The organism is Maribacter sp. IgM3_T14_3 (assembly GCF_049603095.1).
In the GTDB taxonomy this organism is placed as follows: Bacteria; Bacteroidota; Bacteroidia; order Flavobacteriales; family Flavobacteriaceae; genus Maribacter.
In genome coordinates, this window is sequence record NZ_CP187138.1 from 1706511 (window position 1) to 1730923 (window position 24413).

24 protein-coding genes are annotated in these 24413 nt (G+C 34.6%); 14 read left to right on the forward strand and 10 right to left on the reverse strand.

Annotated features, from left to right (window positions below; all coding sequences use genetic code 11):
- The first annotated feature begins 208 nt into the window (after positions 1-208).
- Positions 209-1759, forward strand: a complete 1551-nt coding sequence (locus tag ACPF9A_RS07675; protein ID WP_424003190.1) for an Rne/Rng family ribonuclease — start codon at positions 209-211, stop codon at positions 1757-1759.
- A gap of 47 nt (positions 1760-1806) precedes the next feature.
- Here the strand turns inward: ACPF9A_RS07675 and ACPF9A_RS07680 are convergent, their stop codons facing one another.
- Positions 1807-3291, reverse strand: a complete 1485-nt coding sequence (locus tag ACPF9A_RS07680) for a PLP-dependent aminotransferase family protein (protein WP_424003192.1) — start codon at positions 3289-3291, stop codon at positions 1807-1809.
- An 86-nt stretch (positions 3292-3377) separates the two neighbouring features.
- On the opposite strand from ACPF9A_RS07680, the gene ACPF9A_RS07685 reads away from it, so the two are divergent.
- From ACPF9A_RS07685 to ACPF9A_RS07695, 3 genes are read left to right on the forward strand one after another with little or no spacing between them, the layout of a single operon-like run.
- Complete coding sequence (locus ACPF9A_RS07685; protein ID WP_424003194.1) at positions 3378-4040, forward strand: pyridoxamine 5'-phosphate oxidase family protein; 663 nt, start codon at positions 3378-3380, stop codon at positions 4038-4040.
- Positions 4041-4076: 36 nt separating this feature from the next.
- Positions 4077-4358 carry a DUF1272 domain-containing protein gene (locus ACPF9A_RS07690; RefSeq protein ID WP_424003196.1) on the forward strand — a complete coding sequence of 94 codons (282 nt, stop codon included), beginning with the start codon at positions 4077-4079 and terminating at the stop codon, positions 4356-4358.
- Positions 4359-4392: 34 nt separating this feature from the next.
- Positions 4393-4866, forward strand: coding sequence for a regulatory protein RecX (locus ACPF9A_RS07695; protein WP_424003198.1), 474 nt, complete (start codon positions 4393-4395; stop codon positions 4864-4866).
- Between the two features lie 18 nt (positions 4867-4884).
- Here ACPF9A_RS07695 and ACPF9A_RS07700 read toward each other — a convergent pair whose 3' ends face one another.
- From ACPF9A_RS07700 to bioA, 4 genes are all read right to left on the reverse strand, one after another.
- A complete protein-coding gene (locus ACPF9A_RS07700; protein ID WP_424003200.1) occupies positions 4885-5745 on the reverse strand; it encodes a cupin-like domain-containing protein in 861 nt (286 codons plus the stop codon).
- A gap of 76 nt (positions 5746-5821) precedes the next feature.
- Complete coding sequence (gene bioB / locus ACPF9A_RS07705) at positions 5822-6916, reverse strand: biotin synthase BioB (RefSeq protein WP_424003202.1); 1095 nt, start codon at positions 6914-6916, stop codon at positions 5822-5824.
- 113 nt (positions 6917-7029) lie between these two features.
- On the reverse strand, positions 7030-8241 hold the full coding sequence (locus ACPF9A_RS07710; RefSeq protein WP_424003204.1) for a beta-ketoacyl synthase N-terminal-like domain-containing protein: 1212 nt from the start codon (positions 8239-8241) through the stop codon (positions 7030-7032).
- Positions 8242-8249: 8 nt separating this feature from the next.
- Positions 8250-9524, reverse strand: a complete 1275-nt coding sequence (gene bioA, locus ACPF9A_RS07715) for an adenosylmethionine--8-amino-7-oxononanoate transaminase (RefSeq protein ID WP_424003206.1) — start codon at positions 9522-9524, stop codon at positions 8250-8252.
- A gap of 108 nt (positions 9525-9632) precedes the next feature.
- On the opposite strand from bioA, the gene ACPF9A_RS07720 reads away from it, so the two are divergent.
- On the forward strand, positions 9633-11069 hold the full coding sequence (locus ACPF9A_RS07720; RefSeq protein WP_424003208.1) for an ArnT family glycosyltransferase: 1437 nt from the start codon (positions 9633-9635) through the stop codon (positions 11067-11069).
- Here the strand turns inward: ACPF9A_RS07720 and bioD are convergent.
- From bioD to ACPF9A_RS07735, 3 genes are read right to left on the reverse strand one after another with little or no spacing between them, the layout of a single operon-like run.
- Positions 11064-11681 carry a dethiobiotin synthase gene (bioD, locus tag ACPF9A_RS07725; RefSeq protein WP_424003210.1) on the reverse strand — a complete coding sequence of 206 codons (618 nt, stop codon included), beginning with the start codon at positions 11679-11681 and terminating at the stop codon, positions 11064-11066. The genes ACPF9A_RS07720 and bioD overlap by 6 nt on opposite strands.
- Positions 11682-11687: 6 nt before the next feature.
- Positions 11688-12071 (reverse strand): DUF2007 domain-containing protein, encoded by a 384-nt coding sequence (locus ACPF9A_RS07730; protein WP_133688402.1) that lies wholly within the window; start codon positions 12069-12071, stop codon positions 11688-11690.
- Between the two features lie 3 nt (positions 12072-12074).
- Positions 12075-13232 carry an aminotransferase class I/II-fold pyridoxal phosphate-dependent enzyme gene (locus tag ACPF9A_RS07735; protein ID WP_424003212.1) on the reverse strand — a complete coding sequence of 386 codons (1158 nt, stop codon included), beginning with the start codon at positions 13230-13232 and terminating at the stop codon, positions 12075-12077.
- Positions 13233-13536: 304 nt separating this feature from the next.
- Between ACPF9A_RS07735 and ACPF9A_RS07740 the strand changes: the two genes are divergently transcribed.
- The 9 genes from ACPF9A_RS07740 (at position 13537) to ACPF9A_RS07780 (ending at position 22361) form a co-directional block, all read left to right on the forward strand.
- Entirely contained in the window at positions 13537-16182 is a 2646-nt protein-coding gene (locus tag ACPF9A_RS07740; protein WP_424003214.1) for a PAS domain S-box protein, read from the forward strand.
- A complete protein-coding gene (locus ACPF9A_RS07745) occupies positions 16183-16593 on the forward strand; it encodes a response regulator (protein WP_424003216.1) in 411 nt (136 codons plus the stop codon). It abuts the gene before it with no gap.
- A 74-nt stretch (positions 16594-16667) separates the two neighbouring features.
- Positions 16668-18467 (forward strand): M61 family metallopeptidase, encoded by a 1800-nt coding sequence (locus ACPF9A_RS07750; RefSeq protein ID WP_424003218.1) that lies wholly within the window; start codon positions 16668-16670, stop codon positions 18465-18467.
- Between the two features lies 1 nt (position 18468).
- Positions 18469-19002, forward strand: a complete 534-nt coding sequence (locus ACPF9A_RS07755; protein ID WP_424003220.1) for a GNAT family N-acetyltransferase — start codon at positions 18469-18471, stop codon at positions 19000-19002.
- 166 nt (positions 19003-19168) lie between these two features.
- Positions 19169-19882 (forward strand): hypothetical protein, encoded by a 714-nt coding sequence (locus tag ACPF9A_RS07760; protein ID WP_424003222.1) that lies wholly within the window; start codon positions 19169-19171, stop codon positions 19880-19882.
- A gap of 349 nt (positions 19883-20231) precedes the next feature.
- Positions 20232-20921: a hypothetical protein gene (locus tag ACPF9A_RS07765; protein WP_424003224.1), complete on the forward strand. Its 690-nt coding sequence runs from the start codon at positions 20232-20234 to the stop codon at positions 20919-20921.
- A 208-nt stretch (positions 20922-21129) separates the two neighbouring features.
- On the forward strand, positions 21130-21630 hold the full coding sequence (locus ACPF9A_RS07770; protein WP_424003226.1) for a hypothetical protein: 501 nt from the start codon (positions 21130-21132) through the stop codon (positions 21628-21630).
- Positions 21631-21639: 9 nt separating this feature from the next.
- Positions 21640-22152, forward strand: coding sequence for a DUF2975 domain-containing protein (locus tag ACPF9A_RS07775; protein WP_424003228.1), 513 nt, complete (start codon positions 21640-21642; stop codon positions 22150-22152).
- A 2-nt stretch (positions 22153-22154) separates the two neighbouring features.
- A complete protein-coding gene (locus tag ACPF9A_RS07780) occupies positions 22155-22361 on the forward strand; it encodes a helix-turn-helix domain-containing protein (RefSeq protein WP_299321623.1) in 207 nt (68 codons plus the stop codon).
- 54 nt (positions 22362-22415) lie between these two features.
- On the opposite strand, the gene ACPF9A_RS07785 is transcribed toward ACPF9A_RS07780, so the two are convergent.
- Both ACPF9A_RS07785 and atpD read right to left on the reverse strand, forming a co-directional pair.
- On the reverse strand, positions 22416-22694 hold the full coding sequence (locus ACPF9A_RS07785) for a F0F1 ATP synthase subunit epsilon (protein WP_424003230.1): 279 nt from the start codon (positions 22692-22694) through the stop codon (positions 22416-22418).
- Between the two features lie 78 nt (positions 22695-22772).
- A complete protein-coding gene (gene atpD, locus ACPF9A_RS07790) occupies positions 22773-24281 on the reverse strand; it encodes a F0F1 ATP synthase subunit beta (RefSeq protein ID WP_424003232.1) in 1509 nt (502 codons plus the stop codon).
- Positions 24282-24413: the final 132 nt, after the last annotated feature.

The following is a 24413-nucleotide window of genomic DNA, read 5'->3' on the forward strand; positions in this document are numbered from 1 at the left end:
GGTAGCAACTCACAAGCGTAAAAAGCGTAGAAGAGCTAACCGACACAAGAAAAAGTAGTTTTAATAACTACTTTTTCTTTTTAAAATACGTTCATTGACATAGAAATCCAGAATTCGGATTTCGGCAGATACTTTTGTATTTGTCTATGGTATTGTTTAATCAGTTCGTTCCCTATTTTAATAGCCGAACGACTAAAAATATATTCAGGTGAATAGAGAATTAATCGTAAGATCTAGTTCCCAATCTGTTGACTTTGCCTTGTTAAAGGATGGAAAACTCACTGAACTGCATAAAGAAGAAAACAGTAACGATTTTTCTGTAGGCGATATTTTTCTCGCCAAAATCAGAAAGCCGGTTACCGGGCTTAACGCGGCGTTTGTAAACGTTGGTTATGAAAAAGATGCATTCTTGCATTACCATGACCTTGGTCCGCAATTATCTTCTATGCTTAAGTTCATAAAACAAGTGAGCTCAGGAAAACTAAATGATTACACTTTAGGAAATTTCCCGATCGAGACCGATATTGACAAAAACGGTGTTATTACCGATGTCATAAAAGCAAACCAATCTCTATTGGTGCAAATTGTAAAAGAACCTATATCTACTAAAGGACCAAGAATTAGTTCTGAGCTATCAATTGCCGGACGCTACTTGGTTATGGTTCCTTTTTCTGACCGTGTATCCGTATCTCAAAAGATTGCGAGCAAGGAAGAAAAAGACAGGTTAAAAAGACTCGTTAGAAGCATTAAACCTAAAGGTTTTGGTGTTATCATTAGAACAGTCGCAGAAGGACAAAAAGTTGCAGAACTGGACAAAGATCTAGAAAACTTGCTGAACAAATGGACAGCAATGTGTAAAAAATTACAACGTGCTCAAACACCATCAAAAGTATTCGTAGAACTCAATAGAGCATCTTCTATTTTAAGAGATGTATTCAATGATAGTTTTACCGGAATACATGTAGATGACGACACCTTATACAATGAAATTAAGGATTATGTGTCGGAAATTGCTCCTGAAAAAGAGAGCATCGTTAAGCACTACAATAACACCAACGTACCTATTTTTGAAAAATTTGGTATTGAAAGACAAATAAAAACGTCTTTTGGCCGTACTGCCGCAATGAGCAAAGGCGCCTATTTAATTATAGAGCATACAGAAGCACTTCATGTAATAGACGTAAACAGTGGTAACAGATCTAACAAAGCCAAAAACCAAGAAGACACTGCCCTTGAGGTAAACCTTCTTTCCGCATCAGAAATTGCAAGGCAATTACGCCTTCGTGATATGGGCGGTATTATAGTTGTAGATTTTATCGATATGGTAAAACCACAACATAGAAAAAGGCTTTTTGAACATCTTAGAGATGAGATGAAAGATGATCGTGCCAAACACAAAATACTACCTCCTAGTAAATTTGGTTTAATTCAGATTACCCGACAAAGGGTTCGACCTGAAATGAATATTAAAACAACTGAAGAGGACCCTAATAATTCTGGGAAACAGGTGGAAGCACCTATTGTTTTAATAGATAAAATTATAGCGGATCTGCAAAAACTCTTAAAAGGACCTGCAAAGGACAATAGTATAACTTTAAATATACACCCTTTTATTGCAGCATATATTACTAAGGGATTTCCTTCAATAAGAATGAAATGGTACTTGGAATATAAAAGATGGATTAAAGTTCAACCGCGTGATGCGTATACGTATCTAGAATACCGTTTTAAGAATAAAGACGGCAAAACAATATATTAACAAAAAAGTGACTCCCTAAAAGAGTCGCTTTTTTTTGTGCCCTATAATTAAATATCCAATGCCTTCATGGTACTCTTTAAACGATGAACAAAAGTTTTAGCCTCTTCTCTATTATAGGCTGCAAAACCAATACGAATAGCCTTATGGTTAATTTTAGCCATGTCATATCTTTGTAATTCGGAAAATATCAGGTTTTCTTTTTTCGCGATATCCGCAACACTTTCCCAAGAAAATCGCTTATCCAAGGTTACCCAAATAGCCATGCCTCCTTTTGGTATTTTAAAGGACAAATAATCTCCTAACTCTTCTCTTAACAATGCACAAAACTCATCTCTCCGTGATTTATAGATTTTAAGTGTTTTTTTAATGTGCCTATCCAAACTTCCATCTTTTATGAATTCCGCAAACGTTAATTCTAGCAATGCATCACCTTGACGATCAATAAACCTTCTCAGTTTTGCACATTCATCTACAAATGTTTTAGAAGCAATTAAATATCCCACACGGTATACTGGTGCAATAGTTTTACATACAGAACCTACGTAAATAACATTATTATGAATATCATGACTGGCCAAGGGCAATATGGGCGAATGATTATAATGAAAATCATAGTCGTAGTCATCTTCTATAATGGCAAAGCTATATGTCTTTGCCAAATTCAACAATTGTATCCTCCGCTCTGCAGAAAGAGTGACCGTGGTAGGATGATGATGATGTGGCGTCGTGTATACTGCCTTTACTTTGTATTTCTCACAAAGTTTTTTGATTTCAATAGTTTGTAGACCTTCGCCATCTATTTTAACCCGCAACAATTTAGCACCACCATATTCAAAAGTAGTATCAGAAGAACTATAATTGGTCTCTCCTACAATAACATACTCGTCTTTATCAAAAAGTAATTGACCTGCCAAAAACATACTCATTTGACTACCCCTTGTAATCATAATATTATCTATACTTATACGAAGCCCTCTTGTTTCGTTTAGATAATTTACTAACGTTTTTCTAAGTTCTAAATTTCCATACGTTGTGCCATAGTCCATATATAAAGGTGTACTTTTCTTTGCGCTAATACTACGGTACAATGTGGCAATGGCATTTCTGGGCGCTAATCTTACATCTCCGATCCCATCATTTACATAGAGATTTTCTTTATTCAAGCTTTGCGGGAAACTTCTATCTAAATAGGATTGTTTTTTGAATGAAAATCCCACTTCATCTTTACCTTTTAAATCTATTGGATCAGCTCCTAACTTTTGCTGTTTCAACATAGGAATCTTCGAATGAACATAGGTTCCTTTTTGCGGTATACTTTCTAGCCAACCCTGTAAAATAAGTTCTTCATAGCACGCAATGACAGTTTTTCTATGCACACTAATCAATAAAGCAAGCGCTCGACTACTTGGTAATTTAGCTCCTTTGACCAGTATTCCTTTTTTAATCAAAGTGATAAACTGATTGGTAAGTTGCAGATAAACGGCTTGTTTAGAAGTTCTGTCTATACGAATACTTGTTTTATATGGAATCATAAACTGGACTATTCAAAAATATATTTCTGGATGATTTACACCATCCACAAATCTATTAATTTTGAACTGTCTTAAAAATATTTTACATGAAAAACTATGATATCAGCGCTGTCAACAAAGTAAAAAGAGGTGCCAATAGAGCTACCTACGATGTAGAAAAAATCAATACTATTCTTGATGCAGGCTTCGTTGGCTATGTAAGTTATATTTATGAAAATAAAGCAATATGCCTGCCCATGGCCTACGGTAGGGATGGCAATAAAATTTACCTGCATGGTTCTCATAAAAACAGAATGCTACTGGCCTTGTTGGAAAATAAAGAAATAAGTATGACCGTAATGCATTTAGATGCACTGGTCTTGGCACGCTCTGGATTACATCACTCCGTAAATTATAGATCGGCAACATTGTTCGGAACCGTACAAAAAACAACGGATCCTATTTCGAAAGAAAAAGCCTTAAAATGTGTTGTTGACCATATGATGCCCGGTAGATGGGATGGAATAAGACCCATGCACAAAAAAGAGCTCGATGGCACGCTAGTGGTCGAAATGACCATAACCACAGCCTCAGCAAAAATAAGGGATGTAGGGGTTAAAGACGAAAATGCAGATTTAGAGCTACCTATTTGGGCCGGTTTGCTTCCCCTAAAACAAGTTGCAGAGTTTCCTATCAGTGACGATTTATTACCAAAGGATATTGCTGTTCCAGAACACGTAATGGCGTATTATGAAAAAAATAGACCTTAATTTATTGACTAAAGCCAACTAAAAATTAAAAGTAAAATGTTAGAAATAAGATTGAACTGTGAAAACTGCGATACCGAATTACAGAACGACAGCGATAAAGCAATGATCTGTTCTTACGAATGTACTTTTTGTAAAGATTGTGTTACTGAAGTTTTAATGAACGTATGCCCCAATTGTGGTGGTGGTTTTGAAAAAAGGCCTACCAGACCAAAAGAACAGTTAAAAAAGCATCCTGCAAGAAAGAATAAAATACTTAACCCAGTCATCGACAATAGTTACCTAAAAAAGTATTTCACTATTGACCCGAGAAAAAGATAGGCTATATACTTTGAGAATAATAACTTTGGCATTGATGAACCATGCAAAGTCATATACCGTTCAAGAAGCGACCAAAAAAATTGAAGGCTACTGCGCTTACCAGGATCGCTGCCACAAGGAAGTGGTTGCGAAATTGAAAGAAATGGGTATGATTCCATTAACAGTAGATACTATTATAGCCCAGCTTATTGAAGACCGATTTTTAAATGAAGAGCGCTTTGCAAAAAGCTTTGCCCGTGGGAAATTCAACATTAAAAAATGGGGTAAAAATAGAATTGTAAGGGAATTAAAATTTAGAAACATCTCTAAATACAATATCACCACTGCCTTAAAAGAAATTGAGCCTGAAGCTTACTTGACTGCTTTAGATGATTTAGCTCACAAAAGATTACTGCAGATTACCGAAACTAATATTCAAAAGCGAAGAAAAAAATTAGCAGATTACCTTTTATACCGTGGTTGGGAAAGTCATTTGGTGTATGAGAAAACATTTGAGCTTATAAAATAATACTCAACTCTTTTCGGTTTACACTTTCTGATTTTTATTGGTTCTAGAAATTGCTTCTTTATTTTTCCAATCTATCCAATCTTGCCCTTTTAACTTACGCATTAGCACGTCGTAGTAGCGCATTATTACAATATTATACGATGCCTTAGCCAAATTCTTAGGATTGCGCGCCAATGCTCGCAAACTCATTGAAAACCCCGGAGTATTATATTTCATATAATGCCAATATCCTTCTGGCATATATAAAACTTCGCCATGAGAAAGGGTAGTTTTAAATCCGCTTGCTTTTTTTAAAGCAGGCCACTTATCATAATCCGGATTTGAGAAATCTATACTCTCATGGGTAATTAAAGAATGTGGAACCTTATATAGATTCTCCGTTTCTGACTGAGGAAAAAGTACTACTTCCTTTTCTCCATCGAAATGAAAATGAAATATATTTGCCAAATCAATATCGTAATGCATAAAAGTGTACGAGTCTCGTCCGCCGAAAAACATCATTGGCACACCTTTTAAAAGCCTTAATCCGAAGTCTGGAAACCTATAATCTTTCTGTAGTGCAGGTACTTCCTTCAATATATTCCAAAGAAAAATTCTATACTTGGTAGGCTCCTTCTTCAATAGATCCACATACTCTGCCATTTTCATTTTGGCATGTGGTTCATTGAAACCATCTTTATGCTGAACTGGTCTATCATCATACAAAGGCACGGTAACATCACCCGCTACATCCTTAATATAGTCTAGATTCCACTTGTTAAAAGCAGGCCAATCTGCAATAGCCTGTTCTAATACAACAGGTTTTTGAGGCTTAAGGTACTCTTTAATAAAGTTGTCCTTGGTAATATGATTTACCCTCGGAATTTCTGCTAACTTCAATTACACATGGTTTTTAGGGAAGCCAAAGGTAATTAACGATAGCAAAATAATTTCTTAAAAAAGTAATAATGTGGTCTTAGTCAACAAATTTAGCTTTTTGCTTCGCAGTTTCATTACGTTCAATGGAGTGACCAGGTCTAGACCATTTTGGTTTTTCACCTAAAGATTGAATTTGAGAATCTTCTGCTTCGACCGTTTTAGGCTGTGATACTTTGGTAAATGGTTTTTGCGGATTCAAACCTAACATCTTGAACATCGCCATATCTTCATTTACATCAGGATTCGGAGTAGTCAATAATTTATCGCCTGCAAAAATTGAATTCGCACCAGCAAAGAAACACATCGCCTGCCCTTCTCTACTCATTTCAGTTCTACCTGCAGATAAACGTACTTGAGTTTCTGGCATTACAATTCTGGTAGTTGCTACCATACGAATCATATCCCATATAGAAACCGGCTCAATATCTTCCATCGGCGTACCTTCTACAGCGACTAATGCATTGATCGGCACTGATTCTGGTTGCGGATTCAATGAAGTTAAAGCAACTAACATACCTGCTCTATCTTCTAACTCTTCACCCATACCAATAATACCACCGCTACAAACGGTAACATTACTTTTACGAACATTTTCAATCGTATCTAAACGATCTTCAAAGGCACGAGTAGAAATTACATCTTTATAATAATCTTCTGAAGTATCTAAATTGTGATTGTAAGCATATAAGCCTGCTTCTGCCAAACGTTTTGCCTGATTCTCGGTTATCATACCCAACGTACAACAAACCTCCATATCAAGCTTATTAATGGTGCGTACCATTTCTAATACTTGATTAAACTCAGGACCGTCTTTTACATTTCGCCATGCAGCACCCATACATACACGAGAACTACCTGATGCTTTTGCTCTAAGCGCTTGAGCTTTAACCTGAGAAACAGCCATAAGGTCATTACCTTTAATGTCGGTGTGGTAACGAGCAGCTTGCGGACAATAGCCGCAATCTTCTGGGCAACCACCTGTTTTTATAGAAAGTAAGGTAGAAACTTGAACCGTATTTGGATCATGGTTTTTTCTATGCACAGTTGCAGCTTCATAAAGTAGCTCCATTAAAGGCATATTATATATTTCTAAAATTTCTTCTTTTGACCAATTGTGTCTTGCTTCGCTCATATAATCTTAGGTTGTTACCAGGGTTCAAAAATAACGGAATTTAAATTGAAAAAATAATTGGTAGGTTTTAAAAAAATTACCACACCGCTACATCTGTTCTCTTTTAACTACGTTTATTCGTTTTTACTTACTAAAATACTCACTGCATTTCCACCAAAACCAACCGCGTTTACCAGTACATTTTTAATTTTTCTACTATTTAGTTTTGCCTCAATAAAAGGCACCGAGATCATCTTATTATGTTGCAAAATTAAAACTGCCAACTCTAGATTTAGCATCCCCGAGGTTGCGAAAGTGTGACCAATTTTCCATTTATTAGTAGTTAATTGAGGCATGTAATCCCCAAAAACTTCTTGAATTGCATTGTATTCTGATGAATCTCCTTTTATTGTGCCGGGTGCATGCATTACAATGGCATCTACCTCAGCAACATCTAAATCGCCCAAAGCCATTTTCATAGATTTCTGAAAACATACGGCGTTTGCTGAAATGGAAGTATTATGTTTTAAAATTTCTGTTGCATACCCTACTCCATCTATTATTGCCAAAGCATTTTTTACCAATCCCGTTTCTAGACAAGCTACCGAAGCAGCTTCGCCTAAAATCATGGTATTGTATTCTTTTTTCAAGTTTAGTGCCTGGCAAGGGTAGTTTCGGCTACGCTCAACTACCGTTGACATATCGACTACTGAACCAGTGTTTGACTCAGGTGCTTTTGCGTAAATTTTCAATGCCTTCATTTGGGCAATGGTGAAATTGGTCAGCGGAGCTTCACTGGCACCTACTAAAAACTTAGTTGCCATTCCGCTATTTAGCCAAGCCACTCCGTTCAGCACTGAATGCAAACCTGTTGAGCAGGTGATGGAATGTGATATTTCTGGTCCTGTCGCCCCCAAATCATGAGATACCCATGAAGAGATATTACCCAATGTGGTGGTTGGCGAGCTTAAAGTTGATGAAACACCAGTATCTAAATACTCTTTATGATACTGTTCAAACAACTTGGTCGCCCCACGAGACGAGCCCATGTTAATTCCGAATTCAGCCATGTTTCCCCAACCCGATTGCTTTACTGCCAATCTTGAAGCTACCATTGCGAATAGTACACTATCATCTAATTTTTTGTATTTACTATCAGACAATCTAAGTTCGTCTACTTTTAATCGTGCAGATGATGATAATGGCGCTACCCAAGATTTACCTTCATTCGCTTCAACCAATGAAAAGTAATGTTCGTTGTTCTGATATGCCTGCCAAGTTTCTTCTAATGTACTACCTAAAGGCGACACTGAAGCTATGGCTGTTATGGATATTTTTTCTTTCAAATTCTAATCTAAAATGTATCTAAAGCCTCAGTGATGGTATCGTAAATTTTCTGGAGCTGGTTGTCTGTAATTACATAAGGCGGTAATGTATAAATAGTATTACCTAATGGTCGTAACAACACCCCTCTTTCTAAAAAGAAATTATAAAGTTGATCACGCAAATTACCATAACGTTCCATTTTTATTTCAAGGTCTATGGCAAGAATAGCACCCATAACCCTTACATCTTTTACTTTTTTATGATTCTGAATTTTGCTAGCATATGCGTTATGGGCATTTTCAATGTAGCTTCTTCTTTCTATAATTTCTGGCGAATTCAAAAGTTCAATTCCCGCCAAAGCAGCGGCACAACCTAATGGATGCGCGCTAAATGTATGCGCATGAAAGAAACCTTTATGTACCTCATCGCTAAGAAAACGATCATAAATTTTCTGTGTACAACTAGTAATACTCAACGGAAAAATACCTGCCGTTAAAGCCTTACTTAGACAAATGATATCTGGCTTATTCGTTAAATTATCTGATGCAAAATTCTTACCCGTTTTACCAAAACCGGTCATTATTTCATCTGCTATACACAGAACTTCATGCTCTTGACAAAGACCGATCAAAGCATCTAACCCTTCGGCGGAATGAAATTTCATACCTGCCGCACCTTGCACCAGTGGTTCAAATACAAATGCTGCACAACTATTTTCTTTCAAAATTTCAGACAGCTTACCTTTTACTTCTTCTATATTATCTTCTTGGGGAGTAGGTATTCGCACTACTTTTAATAGAAAATCTTCAAACGGACCATTGTAAGACGACAGACCAGATGCACTCATTGCTCCAAATGTATCGCCATGAAAACCATCTTCAAAAGCGATTAACGTATCTCTTTTTTCTCCATTATTATGAAAATACTGAAGCGCCATTTTTATCGCCGCCTCAATAGCTGTAGAACCATTATCGTTGAAGAATAATTTCGCCTGATTATCAGGCAAAATGGCCATCAATTTTTCAGACAATTCTATTGCCGGTTCGTGAGTTAGACCACTGAACATTACAAAATCTAACTTTTGCATTTGCTCGGTCATTGCAGAGATAATATGGTCATTTGAATGGCCGTACATTACGGTATACCAAGATGCAATACCGTCGATATATTCGTTTCCTTCCTCATCAAACAATACTACACCCTTTGCTTTAGTTATAGGTAATTGTGGTTTACCCAACTTATGTTGAGTTAAAGGATGCCATAAATATTTTTTATCGCGAGTAGATAGATTTTCCTTTTTCATAGAATTTATAATTCTTCATTTTATCTATCTTGCAAAGATCGGGAAATAAACCGCAACAAAGAGATGCCCTTAAAAAGAAACAAAAAAGCGTTTTTAAATTTTTCCGAATTGAAGAATACAGCTGTATTCTGCCTATTCTTTTTAATCACTTTTTTTATTCGTTTCCCTTTTTTCTTTAGAGACTACATTGATCGCGATGAAAGCACTTTTATTCTTTTAGGTCAATCTTGGGCCAATGGTTTTCTACCTTACACACAATTATGGGATCTAAAGCCACCGCTAACATTTGCTTTTTTCGCTGGCATTATATCCCTATTTGGCAAAAGCTTTATCGCTATTCGGCTCGCCGGTGTATTTTTAGTGGTCATTACCGCATTTTACACCTATAAGATTGCACGTACTATAATCCCTAAAAAAGCTTCTATTTTTGTTGGTGCATTTTGCATTGTTCTATTAAGCCTTTTTGGTAGTCTACAAGGTGTAATGTCTGAACATATTTGCATTGCATTATTTGTGCCCGGTCTCTATTTACTACTAACAAAAAAATCTGCATTATATCTATTCTTGTCCGGTCTATTGTTAGGTGCAACAGTTATGGTGAAATTGAATATGGCTTTCCCTATTCTATTTATTGGTCTATTCTTGGTTTACGAAGCTTTATTTACAGATAAGAAAATTACTTTCTTGTCTATTCTGTTATTTGGCACCGGAGTTGTAACTGTAATTTTCGCGACTATTATACCCTACTACTTAAGCAACCAAACTCATATTTGGTGGGAATCTGTAGTACTTGCACCACTAGAATATACAGAAGCGAGAAGATATTCCATTCTTAAACTTGCGCCCATTTTTCTAATTACGGGACTCTTCTTTTTATATGCCTATAAAAGTAAAAGCCTTGATTTTAAGAGTAGAACCGTTCAACTTTTAATAATTGCAATTTTAGGTGTGCTATTTTCTTTTGTGAAAGGTGGAAGAATCAATGGTCACTACCTTATACAAGTACACCCAATGTTACTTATTCTGGTTGGGATCGTTATCTATAACTTAATAATAAATTACAAGCCGAAATTACCAGTTTATGTTGCGTTTATTGCGTTATTGATTCCTGCTGAAAGTTATCTGGAATATGTAAATATTATAAAGAACAAATTCGAAAAAGGTACTTTCTTTAATGGGGAAGGTTTTTCTGCTACGCAATATATTTTAGAGCATAATTTAGATACGAAGAACATCCTATTTTTTGAATATCACATAGGATACTGGAATTTAGATACCTTACCACCTACCACAGCCTCTACACACCCAAGTAATATTTGTAGAGATGAGCTGTTTCCTTTTTTTGATAACCCCAGAAAGAATTCTATCGAAGAGCTTACATATATTATGGAAGAATTACAACCCAAAACTGTTGTAATACGAAAAGGTCGGCGAATTTTAGATAAAAAAGAAATTGAGGAAAATGAATATATAGATGCCTATTTAGCCCAACATTATAGGGTATATGCTACGGTTGATAATGCTGAAATTTTACAGCGATTATAACGTTCTCAAAATACCCTCGAACTTATCGGCATACTTTTTAATAACCTCTTTGGTGAATTCTTTTTCTTCATCTATTCTACCTATTGAAGAAACCCCTGTTTTACTCAAAATAATACTTTCGGTATGTAGATTTTCTTCTCCGCTAAATAACACAGAAACCTCATAGCCTTTGTGTAACAGCCATTTTATGGTCAATAGCGAATGATTGATACTACCTAAGTAATTTCTAGAAACCACTATAACCTTATAATCGGGCATGATGATGTCGAACATGGTATCTTCCTCATTTAAAGGAACCAATATACCGCCAGAACCTTCAATTATTAAGCTGTTATCTGTTTCTGGTTCGTTGATATGGAATCTATCGATTTCAATACCTTCAATTTCTGCCGCAGCATGCGGACTCATAGCTGCCTTTAAATTATAGCTGCTGGGGTGAAATTTCGATTTAGTATTAGATATCATACTCCTTACCTTATCTGTATCAGTATTATCTAAATCGCCGGCTTGTACAGGTTTCCAATAATCTGCTTGTAATGCTTCGGTAAAAATTGCCGATGCGATTGTTTTACCTACTTCCGTCGAAATTCCTGTTACAAATATCTTTTGCATGTATTCTTACTTTGAGTTAGTGATCATTCCACAATTTAGGCACTTATATTTTCTTTTTTCGAAAAATGGAAAAAGTTTATAAAATACTCCCTTGCTGTTATAATATGGTTCAGATTTTTGAGCCTTGCAATTGGGACAAACAACAGGCTCACCATCATTATCAACAGCATAGGCTCTTATCTCATCGTAGATAGCAATTGCCCGTTCTTTATCTTTAGAATACACTTGTAGTTTTACTCCGCCAATGGCATTGCTTATCAATGGATCTGAATTTAAGGTATTTTCATCCCTAAGAAAAACTGGTATCCCTTCAGACTCTAATTTACCTTTTACAATCTGTACATCGGCTACGTATTCAAAAGAGGCAAGCTGATAAAATTTATCTTCCATATATTATATAAAACTAGACAACAATTTTACCAATAACCCAATTTCTTCTTTAGAATTAAAACTATGCAAGCAAATTCTAAGTCTTTCTTGACCTTCTGGCACCGTTGGCGATAAAATTGCTTTGACATTAAAGCCTTTGTCCATTAATTTTTTAGATACTTGCTTTGCTTTCTTTGAACTTGGTATGATACAACCCTGTATTGCCGTAGAACTTGGTATAAAATGATGGTTTATTTTAAAGGCTAGTAGCTGCTTTTTAAAGAAATCGATATGATCTTTTAATAGTTCTCTCGGTTCTTTCCCCAATTCACTTAAATACTTATGTGCGGTAATAATTGTCGCCAAGGTATGTGGCGTTAATGCTGTGGTATATATTAATGGTTTGGCAAAATTTACCAAATAATCTTTTAAATTCTCGAAGCCAAGAATTGCTGCGCCATGGCAACCAAAGCCTTTGCCAAATGTTACTGTTCTCGCGAAAACATCTTTCTCAAGACCTAATTCTGGGATCAATCCTTCTCCATTTTTTCCTAAAACCCCAACCGCATGAGCTTCATCTACTATTAAACGATACTTATTAGCTGTTGTAAATTTTGTAAATGCTTTTAGGTCGGGCGTATCTCCATCCATAGAAAAAACACTTTCAGTTACTACATATACAGCATAATCTTCATGCTCATTTCTAGCAGTATTTAATTTCACCTTTTCTTGTAGGCTTGCCAAATCGTTATGCGAAAAACTATATGCTTTTGCATTGCTCATACGTATACCCTCGCGTATGCTTGCATGTACGAACTCATCGTAAAAAATTAAATCGCCACGTTGGGGTACGGCACTGAACAACCCCATATTGGCATCGTAACCAGAATTAAACACCAAGGCTGCTTCTGCTTTGTAGAACCCAGTTAATAGCGGCTCTAATCCCTTATATAATTTATGGTTGCCAGACAATAACCTAGACCCGCCAGACCCGTTTGATGCTACATTTTCTGTTAATAATAGTTGAAACGTTTTAGAAAATAAAGTTTCATTGGTAGCAAAACCTAAATAGTCATTAGAAAGAAAATCAATTAAGCCTTCGGTAGACTCTAGCGAACGAAAGGTTTCTTCCTTTTTACGTTCTGCCAAGATATTCTGTAATTTTATGGGTAGTTGGTTCATAGGGCAAAAATAGCTTTTCTATGAAATGATTGTAAGGTAATTAACGAATTCCTGTAATTTTTCTAAGCTATTTATCCGCATTGTTGAAAATAAATCAAACTTATTCTAAATCTACTGATAAAATCATTTTATGAATCTGACTAATAGTTACTTACAAATTCAAAAAAGCTATATATCTATGTAAAAAACTATGAAATTATAGGTGAAAGATAAACTTAAAGCATATTTTTGCATCTTTTTTTAAAGAAATTTCCTACTTTGAAGTTAAAGTATTAGATTAAGTATGTCTTTTGATAAGGATTAAATGAACGGGAGTAATATTTTAGATACGAACAGATTAAAAACATTGATGTCTTATGACATTATGGATACGCACCCAGAGGTTATCTATGATGAAATAACATCTCTTGCAGCCTCTATTTGCGATACCCCAACGAGCCTAATTTCTTTGGTAGATGATAGAAGGCAATTTTTTAAATCTCATTTTGGTTTAGATATCAACGGTACACCTTTAGAAGATTCTTTCTGTAAGCATGTTATTACAGATGATATTGATTTACTAGTAGTAGAAGACACCCATAAAGATATAAGGTTCAGTGATTATAATTTAGTAAAAAATGATCCGCATGTCGGTTTTTATGCGGGTGCATCATTAACCGCAGAAAATGGTCAGCGCCTTGGCACCCTTTGCGTTTTAGACTATAAACCAAAACAACTTAATGAAGCTCAAATTAATGGACTTCAGACACTTGCCAAACAGGTTGTTCATTTACTTGATCTTCGTAAATCTAAAAAGAAAGAAGAAGAACAGCAATTAGATTTAGAAAGAAAAGGAAAGCTTTTAGATAATATTGTTACTGCAACAGGAATAGGAATTTGGGAACGCAATCTTATGGATGACGTACTTACCTTAAACGAACAAGCCCTAGATATTTATGGTATAGAAAATACATCTTTATCAAATTTCAAAACCGATACATGGTTTAGTCTAATTCATGAAGATGATTTAGAAGAGGTGAAAATTAAAATGTCTGAATGTTTAAAATACCCATCTAATGGGTGTAGTGTTCAATATAGAATGCTTCAAAAAGATGGCACTTATAAATGGATACAAGACAAGGGTAAAGTACTTCAGTGGAGTGATGATAATAAACCACAATTAATGTACGGTACCGTTCAAGATATTACTGAAAAAAAGAATTTTACCAATGAGCTTCAAAGGGTTAAAAATAACCAAGAAGCCATGATCAATAGCACTAAAGACTTAATGTGGTCTATTGACTTAGAATTTAAACTTATTACTGCCAATACCGCATTTCATGAATTAGTTGAAAAAATTCAAGGTACACCTTTCAATGAAGGCGACTTAGTTTTCTCGAAACATGTAGCCAAGCAGATTACAAAAAAGTGGAAAGCATATTATAACAGAGCCCTTACCAGCGGTGCCTTTTCTGTGAAACAAAAAATTCAAGATCCTGAAAAATTTTGGACGACCTATGGCCTTACTTCATTTGATCTTCTTTATAATAAGGAAGGTGAAAAAATTGGTATTACCTGCTTCTCTAAAGATATTACTTCAGAAGTATTATCTCAGCAAGTACTTATAAATGCTAAAGAAGAACTACAAAAAATAATGGACACTTCTTTAGACATTATTTGTACTATAGATGAAGAAGGCTATTTTTTAAGTGTTAATAGAGCATCTAAACAAATTTGGGGTTATGAGCCTAAAGATATTATAGGTACCCAATATCTTAAATTGGTTTATGATGAAGATATTAAATTGACCGAAGATTCTGCCGAATCGGTATTATCTGGAAAAAAAGTCGTCAATTTTGAAAACAGGTACAAACACAAAAACGGAACGATAGTACCCATGCTTTGGTCTTCTAATTGGGATAAAAAAGACCGCATTTACTATTGTATTGCTAAAGATAATACTGAAAAGAAGAAATCTGAGCTGCAATTAGAAAATAGCGAACGCCGTTTTAAAACATTAGTTCAAGAGAGTAGCGATATCATTTCAATTATTGATCTTGAAGGGAATTTTACGTATGTAAGCCCTAGCTCAAAAAAGGTACTTAGTGCTGACCCTGAACATTATGTTGGCACTAATGCATTTGACTATATACACGCTAATGATGTAGAAAGGGTTAAAGAAAAATTTAATGCTATAATAGATAGTGACTCCGTAGAAATAGAACCTTTTAGGTTTAAAGATATTAATGGTGAATGGAAATGGTTCGAGAATATCATAACCAATCAAATAAATGAACCATCTATTAACGGACTCGTAGTTACCACGAGAGATATTACTGAAAAGAGAAAAGCTGAAGAGAAATTAGAAAATAGCGAACGTCGTTACAAAACATTGGTTCAAGAAGGAAGTGATATGATCTGCATAGTTGATGAACAGGCAATTTTCTCATATGCTAGTCCGACTTCAACTAAAGTTTTAAATATTACACCCGAAGAATTTGTAGGTACAAGTGCTTTCAAACATGTTCACCCAGAAGATTTTGACAATGTCTATAATGAATTTATTAAAGTTTTAGATACCCCACAAATCGCCATAAAGCCATTTAGGTTTAGGCATGGTGATGGTCATTGGGTCTGGTTAGAAACTATCGTAACTAATAAATTAAATGAACCTACAATTAATGGTATTGTTGTAAATTCGAAAGATGTCACTACTAAAGTTCAGCACTTAAAAGCAATAGAAGAACAGAATGCCCAGCTTAAAAAAATTGCTTGGACACAATCTCATATAGTTAGAGCCCCGGTTGCAAGATTAATGGGCTTGGTAGAACTATTGAGAGATGATAAAGAAAAATTGAGTTATGAAGAAAAAGAGCGTATTCTCAACTATATTATAATATCTGCTGATGAAATTGACCATGTCATAAAAGATATCGTTGAAAATACTATAAATGCAATTGACATAGACTAAATGAATTACCAAATACTGCTTATTGAAGATGATCCTATATTCACTTTTTTATTAGAAAAAGGTATTGAACATGCCAAACTAAAGGGTGATTTACATAATTTTTCGAACGGCAAGCCTGCTATAGATTATCTAGTAAAAGAGTATTCAGATACAAGTAATTATATCATCTTTTTAGATCTAAACATGCCCGTAATGAATGGCTGGGAATTTATGGATCAATTAGAAACATTTGCAAAAACCGATAATTGTATGGTTTTTGTCTTAACCTCTTCTGCTTATCGCAATGATATTGAGCGCTTAAAGAAAAAACCGTTGGTTGCAGATTTCGTTACCAAACCTATTACCGAATATATATTAAATGGTATTAAAGAAACTATTGAAGATAGATTCGAAAAAAATCAGCCCATTTAATTTAACTTCTATTTTCTAAAACTAAACTGCTTACCACATGAATTAGCTTCTGTATCTTAGCTAAAAATCATCGTATGCGCTACCTTATTTTAGTATTACTCTTTTGTTTTAAATCAGTACAACTAGTTGCACAAACCAACACCTATTCAATCTCATTCGAAAATGCCGAACATCACGAGGCAACTATTTCGGCTACATTTGAAAATATAAAACCTGATACTCTATCGCTTAGAATGAGCAGAACTTCGCCAGGTAGATATGCGCTACATGAATTTGCGAAAAACGTTTATAGCTTTAAGGCTACAGACAGCAAAGGAAATGACCTAATTGTTTCAAGAACAAATCCGTATTCATGGAACATTTCCGGGCATGATGGCACCGTTAAAATCTCTTATACTCTTTTTGCCAATAGAGGTGATGGTACCTATTCTCAAATAGATGAGTCTCATGCACATTTAAACATACCGGCTACATTTATGTATGCCCCTACACTTAGTGAAAGAAAGATAGAAGTAGATTTTAACACAAGAGAAGATTTAAATTGGAAGATAGCTACGCAATTACCACAAGTAAAGGACCATACCTATAGCGCTCCTAATCTGTATTATTTTATGGATAGTCCGACGGAGTTAAGCAATCATATGCTGCGAGAATTTAATGTTGACGGGCAAACGATAAAATTAGCGTTGCATGACCCTGGTACCGAAGAAGAAGCTGATACCTATTTTGAGAAAGTAAAAAAAGTTGTTCTAGCTGAAAAAGAGGTTTTTGGCGAACTACCTACGTTCGACTACGGATCTTATACCTTTTTAGCCTGTTATGTACCAAATGCCTCCGGTGATGGTATGGAGCATAGAAACTCTACTATTTTAACCAGTACGCGGACATTAGCTAACGGAGGAATGGATGGTAATATTGGTACAGTTTCTCATGAGTTTTTTCATAGTTGGAACGTTGAACGTATACGACCAAAATCTTTAGAACCCTTTAATTTTGAAGAAGCTAACATGAGTGGCGAACTTTGGTTTGCAGAAGGTTTTACCAGCTACTATACAAATTTGATACTTTGCCGAGCAGGATTGATTACAACAGAAAAATATGTGGAGGGATTAACCGGTACTTTCAATTATGTATGGAATTCACCTGCAAGACAATTTTTTAACCCCATAGAAATGAGTTACCAAGCTCCTTTCGTAGATGCATCAACCTCTGTAGATCCTGTAAACAGGGAGAATACATTTATCTCCTATTATTCTTACGGTAGCGTTCTTGGTTTGGCTCTTGACCTTTCTTTAAGAGAGAAAGACTTGAATTTAGATGACTTCATGAAACTGGTTTGGAATACCTACGGAAAAACTGAAAACCCGTATACCATAGAAAACTTGAACCAAGCTTTGAATATGTACGCAGGCGAAGATTTCGGAAATTATTTCTTTAGCAATTTTATTTACAAAAGCGAAATGCCTCTATATAACGAACTATTTAAAACCGTAGGTGTTAGTTTGTCTCAAGACACTGAAGCGGCTTATTTTGGCGCCGCTGTATCTATAACAGACGATTTAAATGGTAAAATTAGAAGCAATACCAAAATGGGGAGCCCCGCTTATATTGCTGGTCTCGATAAGAATGATATTATTACCACAATTAATGGCGATAAATTCCCGGACGGAATTCAATTCGATACGTTTATCAAAGATGGGTTTAAGCCAAATGATGTCCTTTCGATAACATTTTTAAGAGATGGTTTAGAAAGAAAAACGGAAGTCACCTTATCATCTAACCCTAACTATGCAATTAGTTTGGTGGAGAAAAATGAAAAGGCTCCTTCAAAAAAAGTATTAAAAGCTCGCAAAGCTTGGTTAAAAGTTGACTAAAATGAATTTGATATATACCACCGCAACAACAAATGATGAATTAATACAAATTCTCTCTTTACAAGAAATGAATTTAAAATCTTCTGTTTCTGATTTAGAAATGGAACAAGAAGGTTTTCTTACAGTTCATCATTCGTTAAATGTTCTCACCAGAATGAATAACGCCTCCCCACATATTATTGCGAAAGATAAAGATAAAGTTGTTGGTTACGCGCTATCAATGACCGATGACTTTAAAGATGAGATTTCGGTTCTAAGACCGATGTTTACCGAATTAGAAAATATAAACATTCAAAATTTTATTACCATGGGTCAGATCTGTGTTGCTAAGACCCATAGAAAAATGGGGATTTTCCGCGGACTTTACAACGCTATGAAAATTGCTTCTTACCCAAAATATGATGCCATTATCACTGAAGTTGACGCAACCAACTCCCGTTCCCTAGGCGCACATTACGCCGTCGGATTCGAAAAAATATGCACCTATAATTCATTAGGGCAAGACTGGGAATTGATTTCTTTGAAAACCGGTTGATCAAAACATGTTAAGTCTATGACTTAAAAGTTATAACTTAAAGTATTGTTAGATTAATCTGTAAAAGGAACTACGAATGTAAATAATTTGTTTGGCGTGACGGCAGCTGATGATACGCCTATTAAAATTACCGCAGTTCAAGATATTTTAAATAGATATAATTAAAATGAAATATTATCAATTAGGTGGCTATGGCAGAGAATGGAACTTGTATTGCAGCCAAGAAGAAACTGCTCGTTTACAATTAGATGTCCATTTATTAAGAAATAGAGAAAGATGGGAAAACCCTAAACTTATTCAATTGTATGTAGACACTAACGTTCCAGATCATGAACAGTTAGACTTTAATGAACCCATATTACGTAATACCATGTTATGGTCTAGCGGTGGTGGAAGTCGAAAATGGCATAAAGCTGCTTTTACACCTTTTACAAGAGGAATTTGCCTAAGTGACGCATTGTTTAAAATTTTAAATGATTTTACTTTAACGGAAGATCAATTCTTAGAACTAAATGTTGACAAATATCAAAAAAAGACCAAATATAAATATTGGTTATTTTATCCAATAAAACAATGGAACTTTCCACATTTAAGTATTGAAAACTCAGTATTTAAAAAAGTAAATAAAAATAACAAAAACGATATAACAATCTTAAAAACGTCATCATATGATGAGTTGCTTGAGATAAAAAAAGCCAACTATAAAAATTATGAATTTATCCCTTCAACTTTAAGTTTAAAAAAGGAATATGATTTCTTATTTGATGGTTACACGTTTATTGTATCCGAACGATTAAGAAACGCCATAGAAGAAGCCGGCATGACAGATGTTTTCTTTTATGATCTAGATTATGAGGTTATCGTTAAAAAAGAAAATTGAAGTTTGAAATCCCTGCCTAATCAAACCGAAAAATATTAACTTAATAACTCAGTTTATTACAGTCATCATCGTAATCGAGAACAAACTAAGCCCCTGTACACGTTTTACCCCCGCACAAACTGCCAAGTTTAAACAGGTAAAAGAAGCCTCCGGCTATGCGGTGGAGTTCAAAGTGAAGTTTGATAAAGAAATAATAATTGATGGTAGACTAATTAGTTTAAATTCAAATACAAGTTTTAATGTAGAACAATCCAAAGTAATAAAATTCAATGATCATGGCATTAATGATGTGGGTACTGTTGGGTTATCAGATGTTGAATTTATAAAAGATTCAAGTAAGTTATAAACTATGGAAATAAAACTAACGGAGGGAAAAAAGGAATTATTTGCTGTAACTCATCCTTACTTTAAGGACAAGGGTTATAAATTCAATGCTACCAAAAAAACAGGAGTTGGATACTCGCTAAACCTAAAGCATGTAAAAATTTTATTAGTATTTGAATTTAAAACAAAATCGTCATTACATGAGTTATTGCCCTTTTCAATTTTTCATGAACAGGTGGAAAATTTAATTAATGAAATAGGTAAACCGAATTTTTCTGATACAGGAAATGTTTCTTGGCGCACAGTTAAAGATAGTCTACCAAACAACTATAAATCAGCACTGAGTGACATTAATTTTAACACTCTTTTATCATTCCGCCAATGGGGCCATTTAATTGTCGATTATGCCCAAGGTCCTGGTAAGGCTTTTATAGATACCTACTCCTACCTGCCAAACGTACTAAAAGAAATGGACCGCTTAGAGACCGAAGGAAAATATTGGAATGAAATTTTGGTTGGTTTAGCTGACTATGATTTTAGAGGTTTGATTATCTCCAAACTTTGTTCTGACCCTAATTTTGAAGAAAAGGTAGCTTCTCGCGATGAGGTGTTTTATAAGGTACCCCAACTAAAAGATTGGATACCATATTACAATAAGCTAAAAGAGCGCCTTAAAACAGTAGAGCCCGTTTACCCGTATTACAAAAATGTGTAAAATATAAGATTTTGTTGCTAACCGATAGCGCAAGCGTCACGCTTACATCTATAACAGTAAGAATGTGAATACGTAATAAGGATTCAAATTTAATCGATACCTCTCTATAGTTTTACTAATAAAAAGAAAATACAAATCATTTTTTTTAATTTTATTATTGTTTTTCGATAATTTTTATATATTTGTTATCGTTAAACAATAATAAAATATGAACAATTCAAAAAAATTTAAATTAATTATAGATGTTTTATTTATTTTCCTCTGTGTTGGATTTTCTGGTCTATTTCTAAATTTGCCTACTGGATTAAGATCCATTGGTCAAGACAATAAAGATGTTTTTGATTGGAGCTTCTTCAGCTGGTCACTTTTTATTCTATCCCTTTTGTCTTACTTGTTATTAATAATAGCAATCAAAAACCTAAAAGATGCTGCAAAAATTATGGTGTCAAAAAATCATTTTGATATTTCCCTCCCGCAGAAATTAAGCACAACCGGCAACTTTCTAATCAGTAGCTCTATCGCGAGTTATTTAGTTTTTATATTAATATTCATCGAAGAGTTTATTCTCGGTAACAGACTCAACGTTTATTTTGACAACAATATTTTTTCACAAATAATGATAACCATTATGGGTTTATTTTTCATCATTCAGAGTAATGTACTCAAATTAGCCTCAAATTTTAAAAACGAAAATGACTTAACCATATAAATATTTACAATGAAGATATTCGGTCCAAAATCACTTTCAACTATATTCTATTACATTTTTAAAAGTATTTCAATTATACTCTTAGCTTTTCTAACCTATATGGAATTTGCTTTTTTTACCAATAGATTCACTGTAAACGATGGTAGATTCAATATGAAAATCCCTTTGACAGGAAACTCTATTGATGGTAATTATCAATCTAGCGATATACTAACTATATCTCTAATTCTAATATTTGGAATTCTACTTTTCTATTTGCTTTCTAATATCTTTAAAGCATTAAAAGAGACTATAATATTTAATAAAGGTATTGTCAAAAATTTAAAACTTTTAACCATTCTTAATTTAGTAATTGGTCCTATTTTATACTTTCTTATCCATTACCCGATAATGCATAAGACTGAATTTAGAAATATACACAATCTTATTCTGCTAATTATATTTGGTATGATTTCCTTGTTTCTTACTTATGTATTTAAAAAAGGATATACCGTACAATCTGAAAACGACTTAACCATATAATTATGAGTATAGTCGTAAACTTAAACACCGTATTAGCAGAGCGAAATTTGAAAAGCAAAGAGCTAGCCGAAATGATTGGTATAACGGAAGCTAACCTTTCTATTCTAAAATCAGGTAAAGCTAAAGCAATTCGTTTTTCTACACTTGAGGCCATTTGTAAAGCTTTAGATTGTCAACCTGCAGATATTCTAGCATATAAAAAGGAATAAAAAAAGGCTACACTTTTCAGTGTAGCCTTTAAAATTTATTACTTAATGTACTAACTAATCTGCAAGTACAATCACTCTATTATTCTTAAGCTCAATAGTACCGCTAGAAATTTGTAATACTGTACTACCGCTAGCATCTTTAGTAAACTTAGAGGCATATTCTACTTCTAAAGAAATATTACCTGTAATTTTAACCTTACCTTCTTGTAACAATGATACAATTGGGGCGTGGTCTTTTAACATTTGAAACTCACCATTTATACCTGGTACCGTTACCGAAGTTACTTCGCCAGCAAATAATGTTGCTTCTGGTGATACAATTTCTAAATACATATCTCTTTTAGTTATGAGTTATGAGTCATGAGTTATAAGTTACAATGCTGAACTCTAAACTCTGAACTCTGAACTTAATTACGCTTCAGTCAACATTTTTTCACCAGCTTCAATAGCCTCTTCGATAGTACCTTTAAGGTTAAAAGCAGATTCTGGTAAGTGATCTAATTCACCATCCATAATCATGTTAAATCCTTTTATAGTCTCTTTAATATCAACTAAAACACCTTTAAGACCTGTAAATTGTTCTGCTACGTGGAAAGGTTGCGATAAGAAACGTTGTACACGTCTTGCTCTACCTACGGCAGATTTATCTTCTTCAGACAATTCTTCCATACCTAAAATGGCAATAATATCTTGAAGTTCTTTATAACGTTGTAAAAGCTCTTTTACTCTTTGTGCACAATTATAATGCTCTTTACCTAAAATAGCAGCTGTTAAAATTCTTGAAGTAGAATCTAATGGATCAACCGCTGGGTAAATACCTAGCTCAGCAATTTTACGAGATAATACCGTAGTTGCATCTAAGTGAGCAAACGTTGTTGCCGGTGCTGGATCTGTTAAATCATCTGCAGGTACGTAAACCGCCTGTACAGAAGTAATAGAACCTCTTTTTGTTGATGTAATACGCTCTTGCATAGCACCCATCTCTGTTGCCAAAGTTGGTTGGTAACCTACCGCAGATGGCATACGACCTAATAATGCCGATACCTCTGAACCTGCTTGTGTAAAACGGAAAATGTTATCTACAAAGAAAAGTACATCTTTACCTTGACCCTCACCTGCTCCATCACGGAAATACTCCGCTATTGTCAAACCTGAAAGTGCAACTCTAGCACGTGCTCCTGGTGGTTCGTTCATTTGACCAAAAACGAATGTCGCTTTTGAACCTTTCATTACCTCTTTATCTACTTTTGACAAATCCCATCCGCCTTCTTCCATAGAATGCATGAAATCGTCACCGTATTTTATAATACCTGATTCTAACATCTCACGAAGTAAATCATTTCCTTCACGAGTTCTTTCACCTACTCCAGCAAATACAGAAAGACCACCATGACCTTTTGCAATGTTGTTGATCAATTCTTGAATCAATACCGTTTTACCTACACCAGCACCACCAAATAATCCAATTTTACCACCTTTTGCATAAGGCTCGATCAAATCGATTACTTTAATACCTGTAAATAAAACTTCAGTAGAAGTTGAAAGATCTTCGAATTTTGGCGCTTCTCTGTGTATTGGAAGACCAGCTTTACCTGCTTTAGGCAAATTACCTAAACCATCGATAGCATCACCAATAACATTGAATAAACGACCGTATACGTCATCACCTACCGGCATTTGAATCGCACTACCAGTAGCAACTACATCTACTCCTCTGCTTAAACCATCGGTAGAATCCATTGAAATAGTTCTTACCGTGTTTTCACCTACATGAGATTGTACTTCTAATACTAAAATCGAGTTATCCTTTTTTACAATTTCTAAGGAATCATAGATTCTAGGAAGATCAGCACCTGACTGAAATTCTACATCAACCACGGGTCCAATGATTTGCGAAACTTTACCTGTAACTTTTGACATTACTTATTTGTTTATGTATTACGTTTAATATATCCTGAAAAATGCTCTCATTTTCAGGCTGCAAAGATATAGTTTTCAATTTTAAATAAAAATTGTTTTTTCCCTTTTTTACAAAAGTAAAAAGGTGCCTAT

Coding starts and splice junctions, on each gene's coding strand:
- ACPF9A_RS07680 (WP_424003192.1), bottom strand. CDS start 3,291: ATGATTCCATATAAAACAAGTATTCGTATAGACAGAACTTCTAAACAA.
- ACPF9A_RS07685 (WP_424003194.1), top strand. CDS start 3,378: ATGAAAAACTATGATATCAGCGCTGTCAACAAAGTAAAAAGAGGTGCC.
- ACPF9A_RS07690 (WP_424003196.1), top strand. CDS start 4,077: ATGTTAGAAATAAGATTGAACTGTGAAAACTGCGATACCGAATTACAG.
- ACPF9A_RS07695 (WP_424003198.1), top strand. CDS start 4,393: ATGAACCATGCAAAGTCATATACCGTTCAAGAAGCGACCAAAAAAATT.
- bioB (WP_424003202.1), bottom strand. CDS start 6,916: ATGAGCGAAGCAAGACACAATTGGTCAAAAGAAGAAATTTTAGAAATA.
- bioA (WP_424003206.1), bottom strand. CDS start 9,524: ATGAAAAAGGAAAATCTATCTACTCGCGATAAAAAATATTTATGGCAT.
- bioD (WP_424003210.1), bottom strand. CDS start 11,681: ATGCAAAAGATATTTGTAACAGGAATTTCGACGGAAGTAGGTAAAACA.
- ACPF9A_RS07730 (WP_133688402.1), bottom strand. CDS start 12,071: ATGGAAGATAAATTTTATCAGCTTGCCTCTTTTGAATACGTAGCCGAT.
- ACPF9A_RS07735 (WP_424003212.1), bottom strand. CDS start 13,232: ATGAACCAACTACCCATAAAATTACAGAATATCTTGGCAGAACGTAAA.
- ACPF9A_RS07740 (WP_424003214.1), top strand. CDS start 13,537: ATGAACGGGAGTAATATTTTAGATACGAACAGATTAAAAACATTGATG.
- ACPF9A_RS07745 (WP_424003216.1), top strand. CDS start 16,183: ATGAATTACCAAATACTGCTTATTGAAGATGATCCTATATTCACTTTT.
- ACPF9A_RS07750 (WP_424003218.1), top strand. CDS start 16,668: ATGCGCTACCTTATTTTAGTATTACTCTTTTGTTTTAAATCAGTACAA.
- ACPF9A_RS07755 (WP_424003220.1), top strand. CDS start 18,469: ATGAATTTGATATATACCACCGCAACAACAAATGATGAATTAATACAA.
- ACPF9A_RS07760 (WP_424003222.1), top strand. CDS start 19,169: ATGAAATATTATCAATTAGGTGGCTATGGCAGAGAATGGAACTTGTAT.
- ACPF9A_RS07765 (WP_424003224.1), top strand. CDS start 20,232: ATGGAAATAAAACTAACGGAGGGAAAAAAGGAATTATTTGCTGTAACT.
- ACPF9A_RS07770 (WP_424003226.1), top strand. CDS start 21,130: ATGAACAATTCAAAAAAATTTAAATTAATTATAGATGTTTTATTTATT.
- ACPF9A_RS07775 (WP_424003228.1), top strand. CDS start 21,640: ATGAAGATATTCGGTCCAAAATCACTTTCAACTATATTCTATTACATT.
- ACPF9A_RS07780 (WP_299321623.1), top strand. CDS start 22,155: ATGAGTATAGTCGTAAACTTAAACACCGTATTAGCAGAGCGAAATTTG.
- ACPF9A_RS07785 (WP_424003230.1), bottom strand. CDS start 22,694: ATGTATTTAGAAATTGTATCACCAGAAGCAACATTATTTGCTGGCGAA.
- atpD (WP_424003232.1), bottom strand. CDS start 24,281: ATGTCAAAAGTTACAGGTAAAGTTTCGCAAATCATTGGACCCGTGGTT.